Source organism: Streptomyces sp. NPDC086023 (genome assembly GCF_044540325.1).
GTDB lineage: Bacteria > Actinomycetota > Actinomycetes > Streptomycetales > Streptomycetaceae > Streptomyces.
This window is the reverse complement of the sequence record NZ_JBITRX010000009.1, coordinates 114,495-131,102: the sequence shown is the minus strand read 5'-3', so window position 1 is coordinate 131,102 and position 16,608 is coordinate 114,495. Positions and strand designations below refer to the sequence as shown.

The 16,608-nt window shown below is 74.0% G+C and carries 14 protein-coding genes; 9 read left to right on the top strand and 5 right to left on the bottom strand.

The window, feature by feature from the left end:
- A complete protein-coding gene (locus tag ACIF6F_RS19360) occupies window positions 1-798 on the bottom strand; it encodes a lysostaphin resistance A-like protein (RefSeq protein ID WP_399948031.1) in 798 nt (265 codons plus the stop codon).
- A 467-nt stretch (window positions 799-1,265) separates the two neighbouring features.
- Between ACIF6F_RS19360 and ACIF6F_RS19355 the strand changes: the two genes are divergently transcribed.
- From ACIF6F_RS19355 to ACIF6F_RS19335, 5 genes are all read left to right on the top strand, one after another.
- Window positions 1,266-2,783: a xanthine dehydrogenase small subunit gene (locus ACIF6F_RS19355; protein ID WP_399948030.1), complete on the top strand. Its 1,518-nt coding sequence runs from the start codon at window positions 1,266-1,268 to the stop codon at window positions 2,781-2,783.
- Window positions 2,780-5,188, top strand: coding sequence for a xanthine dehydrogenase molybdopterin binding subunit (xdhB, locus tag ACIF6F_RS19350; RefSeq protein WP_399948029.1), 2,409 nt, complete (start codon window positions 2,780-2,782; stop codon window positions 5,186-5,188). Before ACIF6F_RS19355 ends, xdhB begins: the two co-directional genes overlap by 4 nt.
- On the top strand, window positions 5,181-5,999 hold the full coding sequence (xdhC, locus tag ACIF6F_RS19345) for a xanthine dehydrogenase accessory protein XdhC (RefSeq protein ID WP_399948028.1): 819 nt from the start codon (window positions 5,181-5,183) through the stop codon (window positions 5,997-5,999). Before xdhB ends, xdhC begins: the two co-directional genes overlap by 8 nt.
- 166 nt (window positions 6,000-6,165) lie before the next feature.
- Window positions 6,166-6,615 (top strand): hypothetical protein, encoded by a 450-nt coding sequence (locus tag ACIF6F_RS19340; protein ID WP_399948027.1) that lies wholly within the window; start codon window positions 6,166-6,168, stop codon window positions 6,613-6,615.
- Between the two features lie 81 nt (window positions 6,616-6,696).
- Window positions 6,697-7,401: a DUF6766 family protein gene (locus ACIF6F_RS19335; RefSeq protein WP_399948026.1), complete on the top strand. Its 705-nt coding sequence runs from the start codon at window positions 6,697-6,699 to the stop codon at window positions 7,399-7,401.
- 128 nt (window positions 7,402-7,529) lie between these two features.
- Here the strand turns inward: ACIF6F_RS19335 and ACIF6F_RS19330 are convergent, their stop codons facing one another.
- Window positions 7,530-8,087, bottom strand: a complete 558-nt coding sequence (locus tag ACIF6F_RS19330; protein ID WP_399948025.1) for a hemerythrin domain-containing protein — start codon at window positions 8,085-8,087, stop codon at window positions 7,530-7,532.
- Window positions 8,088-8,321: 234 nt separating this feature from the next.
- On the opposite strand from ACIF6F_RS19330, the gene ACIF6F_RS19325 reads away from it, so the two are divergent.
- On the top strand, window positions 8,322-9,677 hold the full coding sequence (locus ACIF6F_RS19325) for a hypothetical protein (protein ID WP_399948024.1): 1,356 nt from the start codon (window positions 8,322-8,324) through the stop codon (window positions 9,675-9,677).
- Between the two features lie 74 nt (window positions 9,678-9,751).
- Here the strand turns inward: ACIF6F_RS19325 and ACIF6F_RS19320 are convergent, their stop codons facing one another.
- Window positions 9,752-11,389, bottom strand: a complete 1,638-nt coding sequence (locus ACIF6F_RS19320; protein WP_399948023.1) for an MFS transporter — start codon at window positions 11,387-11,389, stop codon at window positions 9,752-9,754.
- Between the two features lie 161 nt (window positions 11,390-11,550).
- Here ACIF6F_RS19320 and ACIF6F_RS19315 point away from each other — a divergent pair, with 161 nt between their 5' ends.
- Window positions 11,551-12,024: a DUF6325 family protein gene (locus ACIF6F_RS19315; RefSeq protein ID WP_399948022.1), complete on the top strand. Its 474-nt coding sequence runs from the start codon at window positions 11,551-11,553 to the stop codon at window positions 12,022-12,024.
- Between the two features lie 28 nt (window positions 12,025-12,052).
- Window positions 12,053-12,343 (top strand): SHOCT domain-containing protein, encoded by a 291-nt coding sequence (locus ACIF6F_RS19310; RefSeq protein ID WP_399948021.1) that lies wholly within the window; start codon window positions 12,053-12,055, stop codon window positions 12,341-12,343.
- Between the two features lie 119 nt (window positions 12,344-12,462).
- On the opposite strand, the gene ACIF6F_RS19305 is transcribed toward ACIF6F_RS19310, so the two are convergent.
- The gene (locus ACIF6F_RS19305; RefSeq protein WP_399948020.1) at window positions 12,463-13,302 is read right to left on the bottom strand and encodes a class II glutamine amidotransferase; all 840 of its coding nucleotides are present in this window, start codon (window positions 13,300-13,302) and stop codon (window positions 12,463-12,465) included.
- Between the two features lie 169 nt (window positions 13,303-13,471).
- On the opposite strand from ACIF6F_RS19305, the gene ACIF6F_RS19300 reads away from it, so the two are divergent.
- Window positions 13,472-14,950, top strand: coding sequence for a glutamate-cysteine ligase family protein (locus ACIF6F_RS19300; protein ID WP_399948019.1), 1,479 nt, complete (start codon window positions 13,472-13,474; stop codon window positions 14,948-14,950).
- A 33-nt stretch (window positions 14,951-14,983) separates the two neighbouring features.
- Here ACIF6F_RS19300 and ACIF6F_RS19295 read toward each other — a convergent pair whose 3' ends face one another.
- The gene (locus tag ACIF6F_RS19295; protein ID WP_399948018.1) at window positions 14,984-16,417 is read right to left on the bottom strand and encodes an amidase; all 1,434 of its coding nucleotides are present in this window, start codon (window positions 16,415-16,417) and stop codon (window positions 14,984-14,986) included.
- Window positions 16,418-16,608: the final 191 nt, after the last annotated feature.

Genomic DNA, 16,608 nt, shown 5'->3' with positions numbered 1-16,608 from the left:
TCAGCGCAGCACGAAGCCGAAGAGGTAGCCGAGCGCGTTGACCGCCCAGTGCAGCCCCATCGGCGCCAGCAGACTGCCGCTGCGGCGCCGCAGTTCGCAGAACAGGACGCCCGCGGCCGCCGTGAACAGCACGGCGCCCGCGACCGCCAGCCCGGCCCCGAACGCCGAGTCGCCGAACACCGGGTCGAGCGCGGGCTTCGCCGTCGACAGGCGCAGCGAGGGCAGGACGTGCCACAGGCCGAACAGCACGCTCGACACGGCCGTCGCCCACCCGGTGCCCCGGGCCCGGGCGACCAGCCCGTACAGCACACCGCGGAACGCGGTCTCCTCCAGCAGGACGGTGCCGAGGGGGACCAGTACGGTGACGCGCAGCGTGAGTTGGCCCGCGTCCATCTCCGCGTACCGCCGGTCCTCGAACAGCGGCCTGGTGGCCGGCAGCAGCGCCCCGATCAGGTAGACGGCGCCGACCAGGCCGATCAGCGCCAGCGCCCAGCGGGCGCCGCGGCCCAGCGTGCCGGGCGCCAGGCCCGCGTCGGCCAGGGTGCCGCCGGCCCGGAAGAGCACGCCGAGCAGCAGGGCGGCCGCCGCGACGGACGTCAGCAGGGCGGCCGCGCCGGACCACTCGTGGATGAGGACGTTGGCGGCCGCGAGCACGGCCACCGTGAGCCCGACGGCCGGCCAGGTGCCGAGCGGACGGCGCCGCGTACCGAGGGGACCGTGCCGGGTGCTGCGGGAACGGCGCCACCGGCCGTGCGGGCGGGCGTCCGGGGTGCCGTGGTCCTGATCGCGGGAAGGCACTGCGGAGTCCGTCCTTCCGTTGCCGACGGGTCGTCTCGGCCCTCCCCCGCCCCCACGCTACCCGTCGGCTCCGCCCGGCGCCCGGCGCCCGGCGCCGGCTCCCGGCGGGGCTTGACCTGCGGACCTGGGGCGACGTAGCTTCGGGCGCACTGGTTCGTGAGATGACGGAAGGGGGCGGCGTCGGATGCCGGTCGTCTTCCCCGCGCCCCGCTCGGCTCACGAGACCGCCTGGACCCCGGGCCGTGTAGCGCACGGCTGCTGAGCCGTCCCCCTTTCCCGGTGTGCCCGATCGCGGGCCCGGGCCCTTTCGTGTTCTCTGATTCCCTCTGATTTCCCCACCCGGCTGCCGCACGCCGTTGCGTGTCGAGCGCGCGCCGGGTTCCTGAGCTGCGCCACCCGAAACAGAAGGCTGCTGCCATGGCGACCAGAACCGACAGTACGAACGCCCACCGAGACGAGGACATGCGATGACCGCGGCGCGGATCACGGTCAACGGGACGGCGGCCCCGCTCGCCCCCGCCGCTCCCCACACCACCCTGCTGGACTTCCTGCGCCAGCGCGGCCTGACCGGCACCAAGGAGGGCTGCGCCGAGGGCGAGTGCGGCGCCTGCTCGGTGCTGGTGGCACGGCCAGGCGTGGACAAGCCCACGGACTGGGTGGCGGTCAACGCCTGCCTGGTGCCCGCCGCGGCGCTCGACGGCCAGGAGGTCGTCACCTCGGAGGGCCTCGCCACGGGCGGTGAGGGCGGTACGCCGCCCGCGCTGCACCCCGTACAGCAGGAGCTGGCCGTGCGCGGCGGCTCCCAGTGCGGATACTGCACACCGGGGTTCGTCTGCAGCATGGCCGCCGAGTTCTACCGGCCCGGCCGCTGCGCCCACGCCGAGCCCACCGCCGGCACGGACCCGGCGGGGGCCCCGCACCCGGCCGGCTCCCCGGACCGGGCCGGCGCTCCGGACCCCGAGCACGGCCCGAACGGCTTCGACCTGCACGCGCTGAGCGGCAACCTGTGCCGCTGCACCGGCTACCGGCCCATCCGCGACGCCGCGTTCGCCGTCGGCGAGCCCGCCGAGGACGACCCGCTGGCGCGCCGCCGCGAGCAGGCGCCGCCCGCCCCGGCCGCGACCGCGTACACCGAGGGCGGCAGCGCGTTCCTGCGTCCCGCCAGCCTCCCGGAGGCGCTGCGCCTGCTGGGCGAACGTCCCGAGGCCGTGGTGGTGGCAGGCAGCACCGACTGGGGCGTGGAGGTGAACATCCGCTCCCGGCGCGCGAGTTGTGTGGTGGCCGTCGACCGGCTGGCCGAACTCCGGGAACTGCGCTTCGCGTCCGGACACGTCGAGCTCGGCGCGGCCCTGACCCTCACCGAGCTCGAACGGCGCCTCGACGGGCGGATCCCCCTGCTGGCGCAGGTGTTCCCGCAGTTCGCGTCCCGGCTGATCCGCAACAGCGCGACCCTGGGCGGCAACCTGGGCACCGGCTCCCCCATCGGCGACACCCCGCCGGCGCTGCTCGCGCTGGACGCGTCGCTGGTGCTGGCCGGCGCCGACGGGGAGCGCGAGGTGCCGCTCCGCGACTACTTCACCGGCTACCGGCAGAGCGTGCGCAGGCCCGGTGAGCTGATCCGCGCCGTGCGGATTCCGCTGCCGCTCGCTCCGGTGACCGCGTTCCACAAGATCGCGAAGCGGCGTTTCGACGACATCTCCAGCGTGGCCGTGGCGTTCGCACTGGACATCGAGGACGGCACCGTCCGCAGGGCCCGCATCGGCCTGGGAGGCGTCGCCGCCACCCCGCTGCGCGCCCTGGCCGCCGAGGCGGCCCTGGAGGGCCGGCCGTGGTCGGCGGAGACCGTGGGCGCCGCGGCCGAGGTGCTGCGCACCGAGGGCACCCCCATGGACGACCACCGGGCCAGCGCGGGCTACCGTTCCGCGATGCTCGGCCAGAGCCTGTTGAAGCTGTACGCGCAGACCACCGAGGCGGTGACGTCATGAGCCGACTGTCCGAGCGTCCCGAGAAGCCCGTCGTGGGCGTGTCGATGCCGCACGAGAGCGCGCACCTGCACGTGACCGGCGCCGCGCTCTACACGGACGACCTGGTCCACCGCACCAAGGACGTGCTGCACGCCTACCCGGTGCAGGTCATGAAGGCCCACGGCCGGATCACCGCGCTGCGCACCGCGCCCGCGCTCGCCGTGCCGGGCGTGGTCCGCGTGCTGACCGGCGCCGACGTGCCGGGCGTCAACGACGCGGGCATGAAGCACGACGAGCCGCTCTTCCCCGACGAGGTCATGTTCCACGGCCACGCGGTCGCCTGGGTGCTGGGCGAGACGCTGGAGGCGGCTCGGCTCGGGGCGGAGGCCGTCGAGGTGGAGCTCGACGAGCGGCCCTCCGTCCTCACGCTGCCGGACGCCATCGCCGCAGGCAGCTTCCACGGCGCCCGGCCCGTGATGGAGTCCGGCGACGTGGCGGCCGGCTTCGCCGACTCCGCACACGTGTTCACCGGCGAGTTCCTGTTCTCCGACCAGGAGCACTTCTACCTGGAGACGCACGCGGCCCTGGCCCTGATCGACGAGAACGGGCAGGTGTTCGTCCAGAGCAGCACCCAGCACCCCTCGGAGACCCAGGAGATCGTGGCGCACGTACTGGGCCTGCACAGCCACGAGGTGACCGTGCAGTGCCTGCGCATGGGCGGCGGCTTCGGCGGCAAGGAGATGCAGCCGCACGGCTTCGCGGCCGTCGCCGCGCTCGGCGCCCGGCTGACCGGCCGGCCGGTCCGGGTACGGCTCAACCGCACCCAGGACCTGACCATGTCCGGCAAGCGCCACGGCTTCCACGCCGAGTGGCGGATCGGCTTCGACGCCGAGGGCCGCATCCAGGCCCTGGAGGCCACGCTGACCGCGGACGGCGGCTGGAGCCTGGACCTGTCGGAGCCGGTGGTGGCCCGCGCGCTGTGCCACATCGACAACACGTACTGGATCCCGAACGCCCGCGTCGCCGGGCGCATCGCCCGGACCAACAAGGTCTCGAACACCGCCTTCCGCGGGTTCGGCGGGCCCCAGGGCATGCTGGTGATCGAGGACATCCTGGGCCGGTGCGCGCCGCTGCTCGGCCTGGACCCGATGGAGCTGCGGGAGCGGAACTTCTACCGGCCGGGGCAGGGCCAGACCACCCCGTACGGGCAGCCGGTCACCCAGGCCGAGCGGATCTCCACCGTCTGGGAGCAGGTGCGGCAGGACGCCGGCCTCGCCGACCGGCAGCGGGAGATCGCGGCCTTCAACACCGCGCACCCGCACACCAAGCGGGCGCTCGCGGTCACCGGCATCAAGTTCGGCATCTCGTTCAACCTGACCGCCTTCAACCAGGGCGGGGCGCTGGTGCTGATCTACAAGGACGGCTCGGTCCTGATCAACCACGGCGGCACGGAGATGGGCCAGGGCCTGCACACGAAGATGCTGCAGGTGGCCGCGACCACGCTGGGCATCCCGCTGCACAAGGTGCGGCTGGCCCCGACCCGGACCGACAAGGTGCCCAACACCTCGGCCACCGCGGCCAGCGCGGGCACCGACCTGAACGGCGCGGCGGTGAAGAACGCCTGCGAGCAGTTGCTGGAACGGCTGCTGCGGGTGGCGGGCACCCGGCTCGGCGCCAACGCCTGTGACGTGCGGATCACCGAGGGCGTCGCACGCGTCCTGGGCGGCGACCGGGAGCTGGCCTGGGACGACCTGGTGCGCACCGCGTACGTCCAGCGGGTCCAGCTGTCGGCGGCCGGCTTCTACCGGACCGAGGGCCTGCACTGGGACGCCAAGGCCTTCCGCGGCTCGCCGTTCAAGTACTTCGCGTACGGCGCCGCCGCCGCCGAGGTGGAGGTGGACGGGTTCACCGGCGCGTACCGCATCCGGCGGGTGGACATCGTGCACGACGTCGGAGACAGCCTGTCCCCGATGATCGACGTCGGACAGGTCGAGGGCGGCTTCGTGCAGGGTGCCGGCTGGCTGACGCTGGAGGACCTGCGCTGGGACACCGGGGACGGCCCGGACCGCGGCCGGCTGCTGACCCGGGCGGCCAGCACGTACAAGCTGCCGAGCTTCTCGGAGATGCCCGAGGAGTTCCACGTACGGCTGCTGCAGAACGCCACCGAGGAGGGCGCGGTCTACGGCTCGAAGGCGGTGGGCGAGCCCCCGCTGATGCTGGCGTTCTCGGTGCGCGAGGCGCTGCGGCAGGCGGCCGCCGCCTTCGGGCCCGAGGGGGTCTGCGTCGAGCTCGCCTCTCCCGCGACGCCCGAGGCGGTGTACTGGGCGGTCGAGGCCGCCCGGGCCGGCGGTGCGCGGGCCGACGGCGGTGCCCCGCGCCGCGGCGCGGCGTCCCGCACGGACTCCGGCGCCCTGAGCCATGCCTGACACCACCTGGGTGGCCGCGGTCGCGCGGTTGCGGGCGCGCCGGGAACCCGGCGTGCTCGCGACCGTCGCGACCGTGCGCGGCCACGCACCCCGCAGGGCGGGGGCCAAGCTCGTCGTGGGCCGGACCGCGACCTGGGGTTCGATCGGCGGCGGCAACATCGAGGCCGTCGTGATCGACCGGGCTCGGGAGCTGATCGGCACGCCCGGCCCGGAACCGGAGCTGCTGGACTTCGCCCTGAACGACAAGGTCAGCGGCCCGCACGGCGTGCAGTGCTGCGGCGGCGCCGTCGGCGTACTGCTCGAACCGCTGCCGACGGTCCCGGCGGTGGCGGTCTTCGGCGTCGGCCACGTGGGGCTGGAGCTGGCCCGCATCCTGGCCCGCCACGACCTCGACCTGCACCTGGTCGACTCGCGGCCGGACATGCTCACGGAGGAACGGCTGGACGTGCTCGCGGACGCGGTGGCGCAGATCAGGGTGCACCACACCCCGCTGCTCCCGGAGGAGGTGCTGGAGCGGCTGCCGGCCGGCACGCACGTCCTGATCATGACGCACGACCACGCGGAGGACGCCGCGCTCTGCGACGCCGCCCTGCGCACGGAGGGCCTCGGCTCGGTCGGGCTGATCGGCTCGGCCGCCAAGTGGGCGCGGTTCCGGCAGCGGCTGGCCACCGAGGGCGGCCACGACGCCGAGGCGATCGACCGGATCAGGACCCCGATCGGGATCCCCGGGATCACCGGCAAGGAACCCGCGACGATCGCGGTGAGCGTCGCGGCGGACCTGCTCCGCCGCTTCGAGGAGGACCGCCCCTGAGGCCTGTCCTCCGGCTGCGGCCGGGTCCGGCCGGGTCCGGCCGGGTGCGGCCGGGTGCGGCCGGCGGGTGGATTTTCCGGCACGGCGCGGCTGGGCCGGGCGGTCGGCGGGAACACTCCGGCGAACGCCGGCGGGCCGTCGCCGGTGCCCGGCCGAGGAGCAGCCGATGGACACCACCGCAGGGGCGCCGCCGCCCCGGACAGCGCGTCGCACGCGCCCCCCGGGGGCCGTGCTCGTCTGCGCCGCGGCGGCCGTGCTGCTGTCCGGGTGCGGGGCGCCCGCCTCCCGGCAGGACGCGGCCCGGGAGGCCGGGGCCGCCTTCGAGCGCGCCCTGGCCGCCGGTGACCACGCCGCCGCCTGCGCGCTGCTCGCCCCGGTCACGCGTACCCGGCTGGAGGAGCAGGAGGAGCGGCCCTGTGCCGCCGCCCTGGGCGACCAGGACCTGCCGCGCGGCGGCGCGGTGCACGGCACCGAGGTGTACGGGCGCCAGGCGCTGCTGCGGCTGACGGCCGACACGCTGTTCCTCTCCCAGTTCCGCGGCGGCTGGAGGGTGGTGGCCGCCGGCTGCGAGCCGCGCGGGGACCTCCCGTACCGGTGCACGGTGGAAGGGGCCTGAGATGCGCGCACTGTTCGTCGCCTGCCTGGTGGTCGTCGTCGGCGGGCTCGGCTACTTCATCGCCATCGGGGTGATGCACCGGTGAGCCCCGCGGGCGGCGGGCGCGGCCGGCGGCGGGGCTTCTGGCACGACAACAGCCTGACCCTGGCGTTCGGTTCCGCGTTCCTCGTAGTCCTGGCCGGCCAGGCGCTCGCCGGGCACGCCGAGTTCAACGAGGCGCTCGCCGTGGACGGTCTCCAGCAGCTCAGCCTCGGCGAGTACCTGATGTCCTCCGACTTCGCCGTGGACGTGACCGAGAACTGGCAGTCGGAGTTCCTCCAGTTCTTCCTCTACATCTTCGGCACGGTCTGGCTGCTCCAGCGGGGCTCGCCCGAGTCGAAGGAGCTGCACAAGGCCGGGCCGGAGAGCGAGCGCGAGCAGCGCATGGGCGAGCACGCCCGGCCGGAGTCGCCGCGGTGGGCGGGTCGCGGCGGCTGGCGCCAGGCTCTGTACGCGCGCTCGCTCGGCACCGTGATGGCCTGCCTGTTCCTGCTCTCGTGGCTGGCGCAGTCCATCACGGGCGTCGCTGCGTACGACGAGCAGCAGCTGCGGCAGCTGGAGGAACCGGTGGGCTGGGGTGCGTACCTGGCCTCGGCCGACTTCTGGAACCGTTCGCTGCAGAACTGGCAGTCCGAGCTGCTCGCGGTCGCGGCGATGGCGATCCTCTCCGTCTACCTCCGGCAGCGCGGATCCCCGGAGTCCAAGCCGGTGGGCGCGGCCCACTCGGCCACGGGCGTCGAGGGCTGAACCGCCGGAGGACGCGGCGGGGCGCGTCCGGCCCGGAGACCGGCCCGGTGGGGGCCGCCGGGCCACGGGCGGGCGGGCAGCCCTTTCCGCCCGTCCCGGTGGTCCGGCGGCCCCCGCCGGGCCGGGGCTCATGCCGCGGACAGCGCGTCGGCGACCTTCCGCAGCAGCGTCCGGCGGGGCCGCTGCGGGGCCAGTTCGCGCAGCTCGGCCATGCGGGCGCCGATGGCCTGCAGTTCCTTGCGGCCCACGGCGGCGCGGACCTGGGGGAACCACCCCTCCTCCTCCGCCTTCATGTGCCGTTCCACGGCGTCCATCAGCACGGCGGCCTTCGCCGCGTACCCCTCGTCCCGGCTGTCCATGGCCTCCAGCTCGCCGGCCAGGACGTCCGCGACGTGGTGCTCCTCGTGGAACCGGAGCACGGTCCCGCCGGTCTCCGGCACCAGCCGGCGGGCCCGCGGGTACATGACCTCGTCCTCCAGGTAGGTGTGGACGCTCAGCAGGTGGAGCAACTCCTTGACGGCCTCGGCGGCCGGGGTGCCGCCGCCGGTGTCCGCGGTGTCCGCGGTGCCCCCGGTGTCCGCGCCGGCGGGCCGGTCCTGGCCGTCCGCCGCGGCCCGGCAGGCGCGGATGAGCTTCCTGATCTCCTTGTGGTCGTCCCTCAGCATCACGATCGCGTCGGTGGACATGGCTGGCTCCCGTCCCCCCTGGATGGTCCTGATGGCCCGCGGCTGCCCGCCGTGGCGCGCGCCATGCGCCCGCGCCCGACCGGTGGCCACCGGTCCTGCCACGCGGTTCCCGGCGGGCCCGCCGTCATCCGGTCGGCCGCGCACTGCGTGCCGCCCGCGCGGGCCGGCGGCAGGCTGTGGGGCACGTGGGCCGCCCCTGCGGCTCCCGTGCCCCGACGCCGTAGGAGGTCAGCCGTGCAGGGTCAGGGTGAGGAAAGCGCGGGTGAGATCGCCGCGCTCCGGGCCAGGATCGCGGCGCTGGAGGCCGAGAAGGCGACCGCGCAGCGGCCACCGCGCGAGCACCACCGGATGCGGGCGCTGCTGTCCACGCTGCTGATCGTGATCGGGTGCGTACTGGCCCCGCTGGGCATCGTCGCCGCGTGGACCTCCCAGATCGTGGGGAACACCGACCGGTACGTCTCCACGGTCGCGCCGCTCGCCTCCGACCCGGACGTCCAGGAGGCCGTGGCGAACCGGGTGACCAACGCCGTGAAGGAACGGCTCGACCTCGCCACGCTGCTCACGGACGCGGCCCCCGAGGACCGGCCGCTGCTGGAGAAGGCGCTGGGCAAGCTGGGCGGCTCGCTGGAGGACGCGGTCGCAAGTTTCGTGAAGGAGAAGGCGCGGGACGTCGTCGCGTCGGACGCCTTCGAGAACATCTGGACCAACGCCAACCGCACCATCCACACCTCCGTGGTCCGGGCGCTGACCGGCAGCGGCGACGGCGCGGTGGAGATCAAGAACGACACGGTGACGGTGGACCTCGCGCCGGTCGTCGAGCAGGTCAAACAGCGCCTGGTGGACTCCGGGATGAACGTCGCGGCGAAGATCCCCGAGATCCACACCGACTTCACCGTCGTGCAGTCCGAGGACATCGGCCGGGTCAAGACCGGCTTCCGGCTGCTGGAGCTGGCCGGGGTGTGGCTGCCGATCGTGGCCGTGCTGCTGGTCGTCGCCGGCATCCTGACCTCCGTCCACCGCCGCCGCACCCTGGTCGCGGGGGCGCTGGGCCTCGCGTTCGCCGCCCTCGTCCTGGGCGTCGTCCTGACGGTCTTCCGCACGGTCTACCTGAACGCGCTGCCGGACACGGTGTCCCAGCCGGCCGCCGGCTCGGTGTACGACGCGATGATCCGCCTGCTGCGCACGACGATCCGCATGGTCGTGGTCCTCGGCGTGGTGGTGGCCCTCGCGGCCTGGCTCTCCGGCCCCGGCCGGTACGCGACGGCGGCCCGCTCGCTGTGGCACTCCGGCATCTCCTCGACCCGGGCCGCCGCCGACCGCCTGGGGCTGCGCACCGGTCCCGTGGGCCCCTTCGTCCGGCGGCACCGCACCTGGATCACCTGGGGGCTGGTGGCGGTGGCCGCCCTGGTCTACATCCTGTGGTCCTACCCGACGGGCTGGGTGGTCCTGGGGCTGGCGCTGGCCCTGCTCTTCGCGCTCGCGGTGGCGGAGTTCCTCGCCGCGGACAGCCATCCCGAGGCCGCGGACGAGCCGGCCGACAAGGTGTCGCCGGGACCGCCCGGCCCGTCTTCGCCGCCCGGCCCCTCCTGACCGCACTGCCCACGACGCCCCGCCCGGATCCGGCGCCACCGGCGCCGCCCTCCGGGCGGGGCGCCGGCGTTGCATCAGGCAGGGGCGTCGGCGCCGGCCGCCGCCCGTTTCGCGCCCGGCTGTGCCCCCGGGATCCGCTGGGTGAAGAAGAGGGAGACCAGGGCGGCGAAGGCGAGGATGCCGAGCGCCGCCTTGAGCCCCTCGATGCGCGCGGTGTCGTTCGCCTCCAGCGCGGCCTCCGTCACCGCCGGGTCCGTGCCCGCCGCGTCGAGCGCATCCTCCAGCTGGGCGTCCGACAGGAAGGGGGCGCTGCCGGCGAGGTTGGTGTGCGCCTGGGTCTTCACCTCGGCCGGGACCGCCGGGTTCTGGTCGATGGTGGCGAGGAAGGACGAGGCCAGCACGGCGACCATGATCGAGCCGGCGAGGGCGGTGCCGATCGAGGCGCCGAGGTTGGTGACGGTGTTCTGGATGCCGCCGACCTCGGCGCTCTGCTCGTCCGGTACGGCGGACACGGTGACGGCGCCGAGCTGGGAGGCGAGGGCCCCGATCCCGAGGCCGATCAGGAGCATCGGGACGGTGACGACCTCGGGGCCGGAGTCCGGATCGAGCAGCGCCATCAGGACCCCGGCGCCGATGAACATCACCAGGATGCCGAACCGCACCACGCGCCGCGGCGACGCGCGCGGCAGGAACTTCGGGATCCCGACCGCGGCGGCGAGCAGCGTCAGGGAGAGCGGGAGGATCAGCGCACCGGTGTGGAGGGCGGAGAGGCCGAGCGCCACGGACAGGTAGAGGGGGACGACGAAGAACACGCCCATCTGGACGAGGTACTGGAAGAGGAAGATGGTCAGGCCGCCGGTGAGCTGGCGGTTCTCCAGGAGCCCGGGATCGACCAGCGGCTCCGCCCCGCGCTCCACCAGGCGTGCCTCCCAGCGGAAGAACAGCCAGACCAGCAGCACCCCGGCGAGCATCAGCCAGACGACGGGCGAGAGTGTGAACCAGGAGGGGCCCCCGGGCTTGGGCCGGAACCAGCCCCATTCGCTGGTGCGCAGCAGGCCGAAGACGAACAGTCCGATGCCCGCGGCGGACAGGATCGCGCCCGGTACGTCGATGTGCGGACGGCGGTCCACGGGGGCGTCGGCGAACCGGCGGGCCAGGAACAGGATGGCGACGACCAGGACGGACTCGCCCGCGAACACCCAGCGCCAGGAGAAGAAGGTGGTGGCGAGGCCGCCGATGAGCGGGCCCACCGCGATGGCCACCGCAGCCGCGGCGGCGACCAGGCCGTACGCGCCCGGGCGCTGCTCCTTGTCGAAGTTCGAGGCGACGAGCGCCACGATGGCCGGCATGATCAGGGCCGCGCCCACGCCCTCCAGGAACGACCAGCCCACCATCAGGACGGTCAGGTTGGGGGCGAGCGAGGTCAGCAGGGACCCGCACCCGTAGATGATGCAGCCGATCATGAAGGCCCGCCTGCGGCCGATGAGCGCGCCGACCTTGCCGCCGCTGATCATGAGCATCGCCATGACGAGGGTGTACGCGGTGATCGCGCCCTGCATGCCGCTCACCGTCGTGCCGATGTCCTCCGCCACCGTCGCGATGGAAACGTTCATCACCGAGCTGTCGAGGGCCATCAGGAACTGACCCGTCGCCAGGGTCAGCAGGACGACCCTCGCGCCCGCCGCCTTGCCGGCCGCATCCGCCTGTGTCATGCCCGCAGCGTGCCACGGGAGCGGTGGCCCGGCCGGGCGCCTCGCCGGTGGGCTCATCGGACTGGCGACGGCTCTTCGGCGGAGGCGTTCCGGACGTGCGGGGGCCCGGGCTGCGTGCTGGAATGAGATGACATTTCACCCCATACCGACAGGAGCTGCGCATGAGCAGCGAGGCCGAGACCGCGCCGGGCTTCGGTGACATCGAGGAACTGGGCCCGGTCGACTACGTCGTGGTCGAGTTCCCGGGCAACCGGATGACGGGTGAGGGACTCCCGATCCTCGTCGATCTCGTCGACCGCGGGATCATCCGCATCTTCGACTTCGTCTTCGTCCGCAAGGACCTGGACGGCACCGTGACCGCGGTGGAGCTCCAGGACCTGGGCGGCGAGGTCGACCTGTCCGTGTTCGAGGGAGCCTCGTCGGGCCTCCTGGACCAGGGCGACCTGGACGAGGCCGGCAGCGCCCTGGAACCCGGGAACTCGGCCGGGATCATCGTGTACGAGAACACCTGGGCGGCGCCGTTCGCCCGCGCCCTCCGGCGCGGCGGGGCGCAGCTCGTCGCAGCCGGACGGATCCCCGTCCAGGCGCTGCTGGCGTCGCTGGACGCCTTGGAAGAGACGTACGACGGGGAGTGAACCCCGGCCCGGCCTGGAGATGAGGATCATGCCCGGACTTCTTCGCGGCGTCGCCCGCACCGCCGTCGTCGCCGGCACCGCCACCGCGGTGTCCAACCGTGTGAGCCGCCGTCAGGCCGGCCGCTGGGCCCGGCAGGAGGAGGAGCAGCAGGCGCAGATGGCGCCCCAGCAGGCGTACCAGCCTCCGCCGCCCCCGCCCGCGCCGGCCGACGACATGTCGTCCAAGATCGACCAGCTGAAGGAGCTGGGCGCCCTCAAGGAGCAGGGCGTGCTGACCGAGGAGGAGTTCGCCGAGCAGAAGCGGCGCCTCCTGGGTTAGGGGGTGTTGCGAAAGTCCTGTGTGGTGCCCGCGGTGTCCGGCTGGCGCGCCGGCGGCCCCCGCACGCGTCGCGCGTGCGGGGGCCGTCGGCTGCCTGCGGCGCGGCCCTCCGCCCCCTCTCAGGGGTCCTCCGGCCAGAACGGGAAGTAGTCCGCCTCGCCCTCCCCCGTCGGGCAGATGATGTAGCTGCTCTCCGGCAACTCGTTCCAGGCGCCGGGCAGGTCGCCCAGCGGTTCGGAGACGACCAGCCGGGTGGTGTCGGAGAGGCGCAGGAACGCCAGGTTCGGATGGAGCTGCCGGATCTCGTCGGCCCGGCTGCTGTAGAAGAGGGAGCGGGAGCGGCCCTGGGTGGAGTACCGGAAGGCCCACAGCCGCTCGCCGTCCGAGACCGCGATGGTCATCTGGAGCGGCGACTCCACGCCGTGCTCCTTGCCCAGCCGCTCCACGAAGCCGGCCATCCGCGCCACCGCCCCGGGCACGTCCTGGTCCAGGCCGAACGTCACGGCGAGGTAGAACATCACCTCGGAGTCGGTGGAGCCCTCGATGGAGGCGAACAGCGCCGGGTCCACGGCCATGCACAGGTCGCGCCGCAGCCGGTGGAAGTCGGTGATCGCGCCGTTGTGCATCCACAGCCAGCGCCCGTGCCGGAACGGGTGGCAGTTGGTCTGCTGCACCGCCGTGCCGGTCGAGGCCCGGACGTGGGCGAAGAACAGCGGCGAGCGCACGTGCGCGGCGATCTCCCGCAGGTTGCGGTTGTTCCACGCCGGACCGATGTCCCGGACCACGCCGGGTTCGGGGTCGCCGTTCGCCCCGTACCAGCCGACGCCGAAGCCGTCGCCGTTGGTGGTCTCCACGCCCAGCTTCGAGTGCAGGCTCTGGTCGATCAGCGAGTGGTCCGGCTTGTACAGGACGTCGTCCAGCAGGACGGGGGCACCGGCGTAGGCGAGCCAGCGGCACATGGCGCGTCCTTTCTCTCGTACGCGCCCGGCGCACGCATCCGGACGCGCGTTCTTCGAGCGTAGTCCAGGACGCCCCGCACGCCACGGGCGGCGCGGCGGGGGACGTGCGACGCTGGAGGGAGAACGCCGACGAGTGCCCGGGCCCGGCCCGGGGGACTCGGGAGGTCCGATGGGACGGGATGTCCCGGCGCTGGTGTTCACCCGGGAGGACCGGCGCCGCTACCGCAACAAGACGCAGTCCTGCCTCGACGCGCTCGCCCGCATGCTCAGGGAGTCCCGCTTCGACAACGAGCGGCCCCAGGTCGGGCTGGAGATCGAGCTGAACCTGGTGGACGGCACCGGCGAGGCGGCCATGCGGAACGCGGACGTGCTCTCCGCGATCGCCGACCCCGCCTGGGCGACCGAGCTGGGCCGGTTCAACCTGGAGATCAACATTCCGCCGCGGCGGCTGACCGAGGGCGGCCCGGACGCCTGGGAGCGGGAGATACGCGACGCCCTCAACCACGCCGAGGAGCGGGCCGCCGGGGTCGGCGCGCACCTGCTGATGGTCGGGATCCTGCCGACGCTGCGGCTGTCGGACGTGGGTGAGCACGCGCTCTCCGAGAACCCGCGCTACCACCTGCTCAACGAGCAGGTCTTCGCGGCCCGCGGCGAGGACCTGCGGCTCGCGCTGGACGGGATCGAGCGGCTGCGCGCGTACGCCGACACGATCACCCCGGAGGCGGCGTGCACCAGCACGCAGTTCCACCTCCAGGTCGCGCCGGAGGAGTTCGCCGCGTACTGGAACGCGGCGCAGGCCATCGCCGGTGTCCAGGTGGCCCTGGCGGCGAACTCGCCGTTCCTGTTCGGGAAGGAGCTGTGGCGCGAGACCCGGATCCCGCTGTTCGAGCAGGCCACCGACACCCGGCCGGAGGAGATCAAGGTCCAGGGCGTGCGGCCCCGGGTGTGGTTCGGGGAGCGCTGGATCACCAGCGTGTTCGACCTCTTCGAGGAGAACCAGCGCTACTTCCCCGCGCTGCTGCCGCTGTGCGAGGACGAGGACCCGCACGAGATGCTGGAGGCGGGGGACGTCCCGGAGCTGGCGGAGCTGACGCTGCACAACGGGACGGTGTACCGGTGGAACCGGCCGGTGTACGCCGTCGCCCACGGCAAGCCGCACCTGCGGGTGGAAAACCGGGTGCTGCCGGCCGGTCCGACGGTCGCCGACACGCTCGCCAACGGCGCCTTCTACTACGGCCTGACCCGGGCGCTGGTCGAGGAGGAGCGCCCGGTGTGGTCCCGGATGTCCTTCGCGGCCGCCGAGGACAACCTGCACGCGGCCGCCCGGCACGGCATGGACGCCTCCCTGTACTGGCCGGGCATGGGCGAGGTGCCGCCCGCCGAACTCGTGCTGCGCCGGCTGCTGCCGCTGGCGCACCGGGGGCTGGCGGCCGCGGGCATGGACGACGCGTGGCGGGAGCCGCTGCTGGGCGTGATCGAGCAGCGCTGTGTGACGGGGCGCAACGGGGCGACCTGGCAGGCGGAGATGTTCCACCACCTGGACGACACGCTGCACCGCGACCGGCACGAGGCGCTGCGCCGGATGACCTGCCAGTACATGGAGTTCATGCACCTCAACGCCCCGGTGCACACCTGGCCGGTGGACTGACCGCGGGACCCTGCGGCGGGCGGCCGGCCCGGGTCACACGTCCTGGATGCGCCGGAACGGGCGGTCCGCCTCCAGGGCGAACGCGACCTCCAGCAGCAGGCGTTCACTGCCCGGCCGGCCGGAGAACATGACGCCGACGGGCAGCCCGTCCTCGGTCGCCCGCGCGGCCGGCACCGAGACCGACGGGGTCCCGACGACGTTGTTGAGCGGCGTGAACGCCACGTAGGCGAGGATCCGCTCGACCAGCTCCCGGTACGGGACGGCCGGGCTGAGGCGCCCGATCTCGGGGGTGGTGTGCGCGAGCACCGGCGAGAGCACGAGGTCCAGTCCGCGGAACGCCGCCGCGTACGCCTCCCTGGTGCGCTTCAGGCGGCGCAGCACGCCCGGGGTGCCGCGCCAGTGCCGCAGGTACTCCTCGCGCAGCCCCCGGCTGAGGCCGTCCATGCGGTGCCGGTCGAAGTCGGGGCCGAAGGTGCGGCCGGTGGCGCCGATGAGGAAGGAGAGCAGTCCCCAGTAGGTGAGGAAGTCGTCGGTGAAGCGGGGGTCGACGGCGAGCTCGACGGGCTCGACGCGGTGGCCCAGGCCCTCCAGCGTGGCCGCGGTCTCGGTGACGGCCGCCCTGGTGGTGGCGTCGGCCTTGACCCCGTTCGGCGAGTCGACGAGGAAGCCGATGCGCAGCGGCCGGTCGGAGGGGCCCTCGACCAGGCCCAGCGGCGGCAGCTTCGGGTTGCGCCAGTGGGCCTCGGCGGCGGCCAGCCACGCCGCGGAGTCCCGCACGGAGCGGCTGACGATCCCGTCGGAGACGATGTCCAGCGGGAGTTGGCGGCTCTGGGCGTTGCGCACGACCCGGCCCCGGGTCGGCTTGAGCCCGACCAGCCCGCAGCAGGCCGCGGGTATCCGTATCGAGCCGCCGCCGTCGTTGGCGTGCGCCACGGGTACCGCCCCGGCGGCGACGAGGGCGGCGCTGCCGCCCGAGGAGCCGCCCGCGGAGTGTCCCGTGTGCCAGGGGTTGCGTACGGGTTCCGCGCCCTCGTACTCCGTGCTCGGGCTGAAGCCGAACTCGGGCAGCCGGGTCTTGCCGAGCACCGTGACGCCGCTGCTCAGGAACTGCCGGGTGAAGGGCGCGTGCCGGCGCGCGGTCCGCGGGGTGAAGGCCGCGCTGCCGTGGCCTGTGGGCAGGCCCTGGTAGTCGGTGTTGTCCTTGACGAAGGTGGGTACGCCGGCGAAGGCACCGGCCGTGCCGTCGGCGGGGGCCGCTCCGCCCGCGGGCGCCGGGGCGTCGGCGTACACCTGGACGGCGCCGAGCCGCGCGTCGACGGCCCGTACCCGCTCCGCCGCGTCCCGGGCGGCCTCCGCGGCGCCGACCTCACCGCGCCGGATCGCCGCCGCGAGCCCGACGGCGTCGTGCTCCCCCAGCGCGTCGTCCCGGAAGGCGTGCACCGTGGGCCGTTCCTCGAAACCCGTCACCGCTACCTCAGCACCTCGGCCGTGTGGATGGTTGCCGCCATCATTGCCTACCGCCGGGTAACACGCGAGGGTTCTGCGGGATCCCGGGCGGAATCCGCAGCGGGCACGGGCCCCGCCGGCACGCGGACGCCGGGACGCGCCGGCCCCCACTGCACCCGGGACCTGCAGGCCTGACGGGCGCAGGGGTACGG

Bases quoted from the DNA above. Each gene is read 5' to 3' on its own strand.
- ACIF6F_RS19355 (WP_399948030.1), top strand. From the start codon at position 1,266: ATGACCGCGGCGCGGATCACGGTCAACGGGACGGCGGCCCCGCTCGCC.
- xdhB (WP_399948029.1), top strand. From the start codon at position 2,780: ATGAGCCGACTGTCCGAGCGTCCCGAGAAGCCCGTCGTGGGCGTGTCG.
- xdhC (WP_399948028.1), top strand. From the start codon at position 5,181: ATGCCTGACACCACCTGGGTGGCCGCGGTCGCGCGGTTGCGGGCGCGC.
- ACIF6F_RS19340 (WP_399948027.1), top strand. From the start codon at position 6,166: ATGGACACCACCGCAGGGGCGCCGCCGCCCCGGACAGCGCGTCGCACG.
- ACIF6F_RS19330 (WP_399948025.1), bottom strand. From the start codon at position 8,087: ATGTCCACCGACGCGATCGTGATGCTGAGGGACGACCACAAGGAGATC.
- ACIF6F_RS19320 (WP_399948023.1), bottom strand. From the start codon at position 11,389: ATGACACAGGCGGATGCGGCCGGCAAGGCGGCGGGCGCGAGGGTCGTC.
- ACIF6F_RS19315 (WP_399948022.1), top strand. From the start codon at position 11,551: ATGAGCAGCGAGGCCGAGACCGCGCCGGGCTTCGGTGACATCGAGGAA.
- ACIF6F_RS19310 (WP_399948021.1), top strand. From the start codon at position 12,053: ATGCCCGGACTTCTTCGCGGCGTCGCCCGCACCGCCGTCGTCGCCGGC.
- ACIF6F_RS19305 (WP_399948020.1), bottom strand. From the start codon at position 13,302: ATGTGCCGCTGGCTCGCCTACGCCGGTGCCCCCGTCCTGCTGGACGAC.
- ACIF6F_RS19300 (WP_399948019.1), top strand. From the start codon at position 13,472: ATGGGACGGGATGTCCCGGCGCTGGTGTTCACCCGGGAGGACCGGCGC.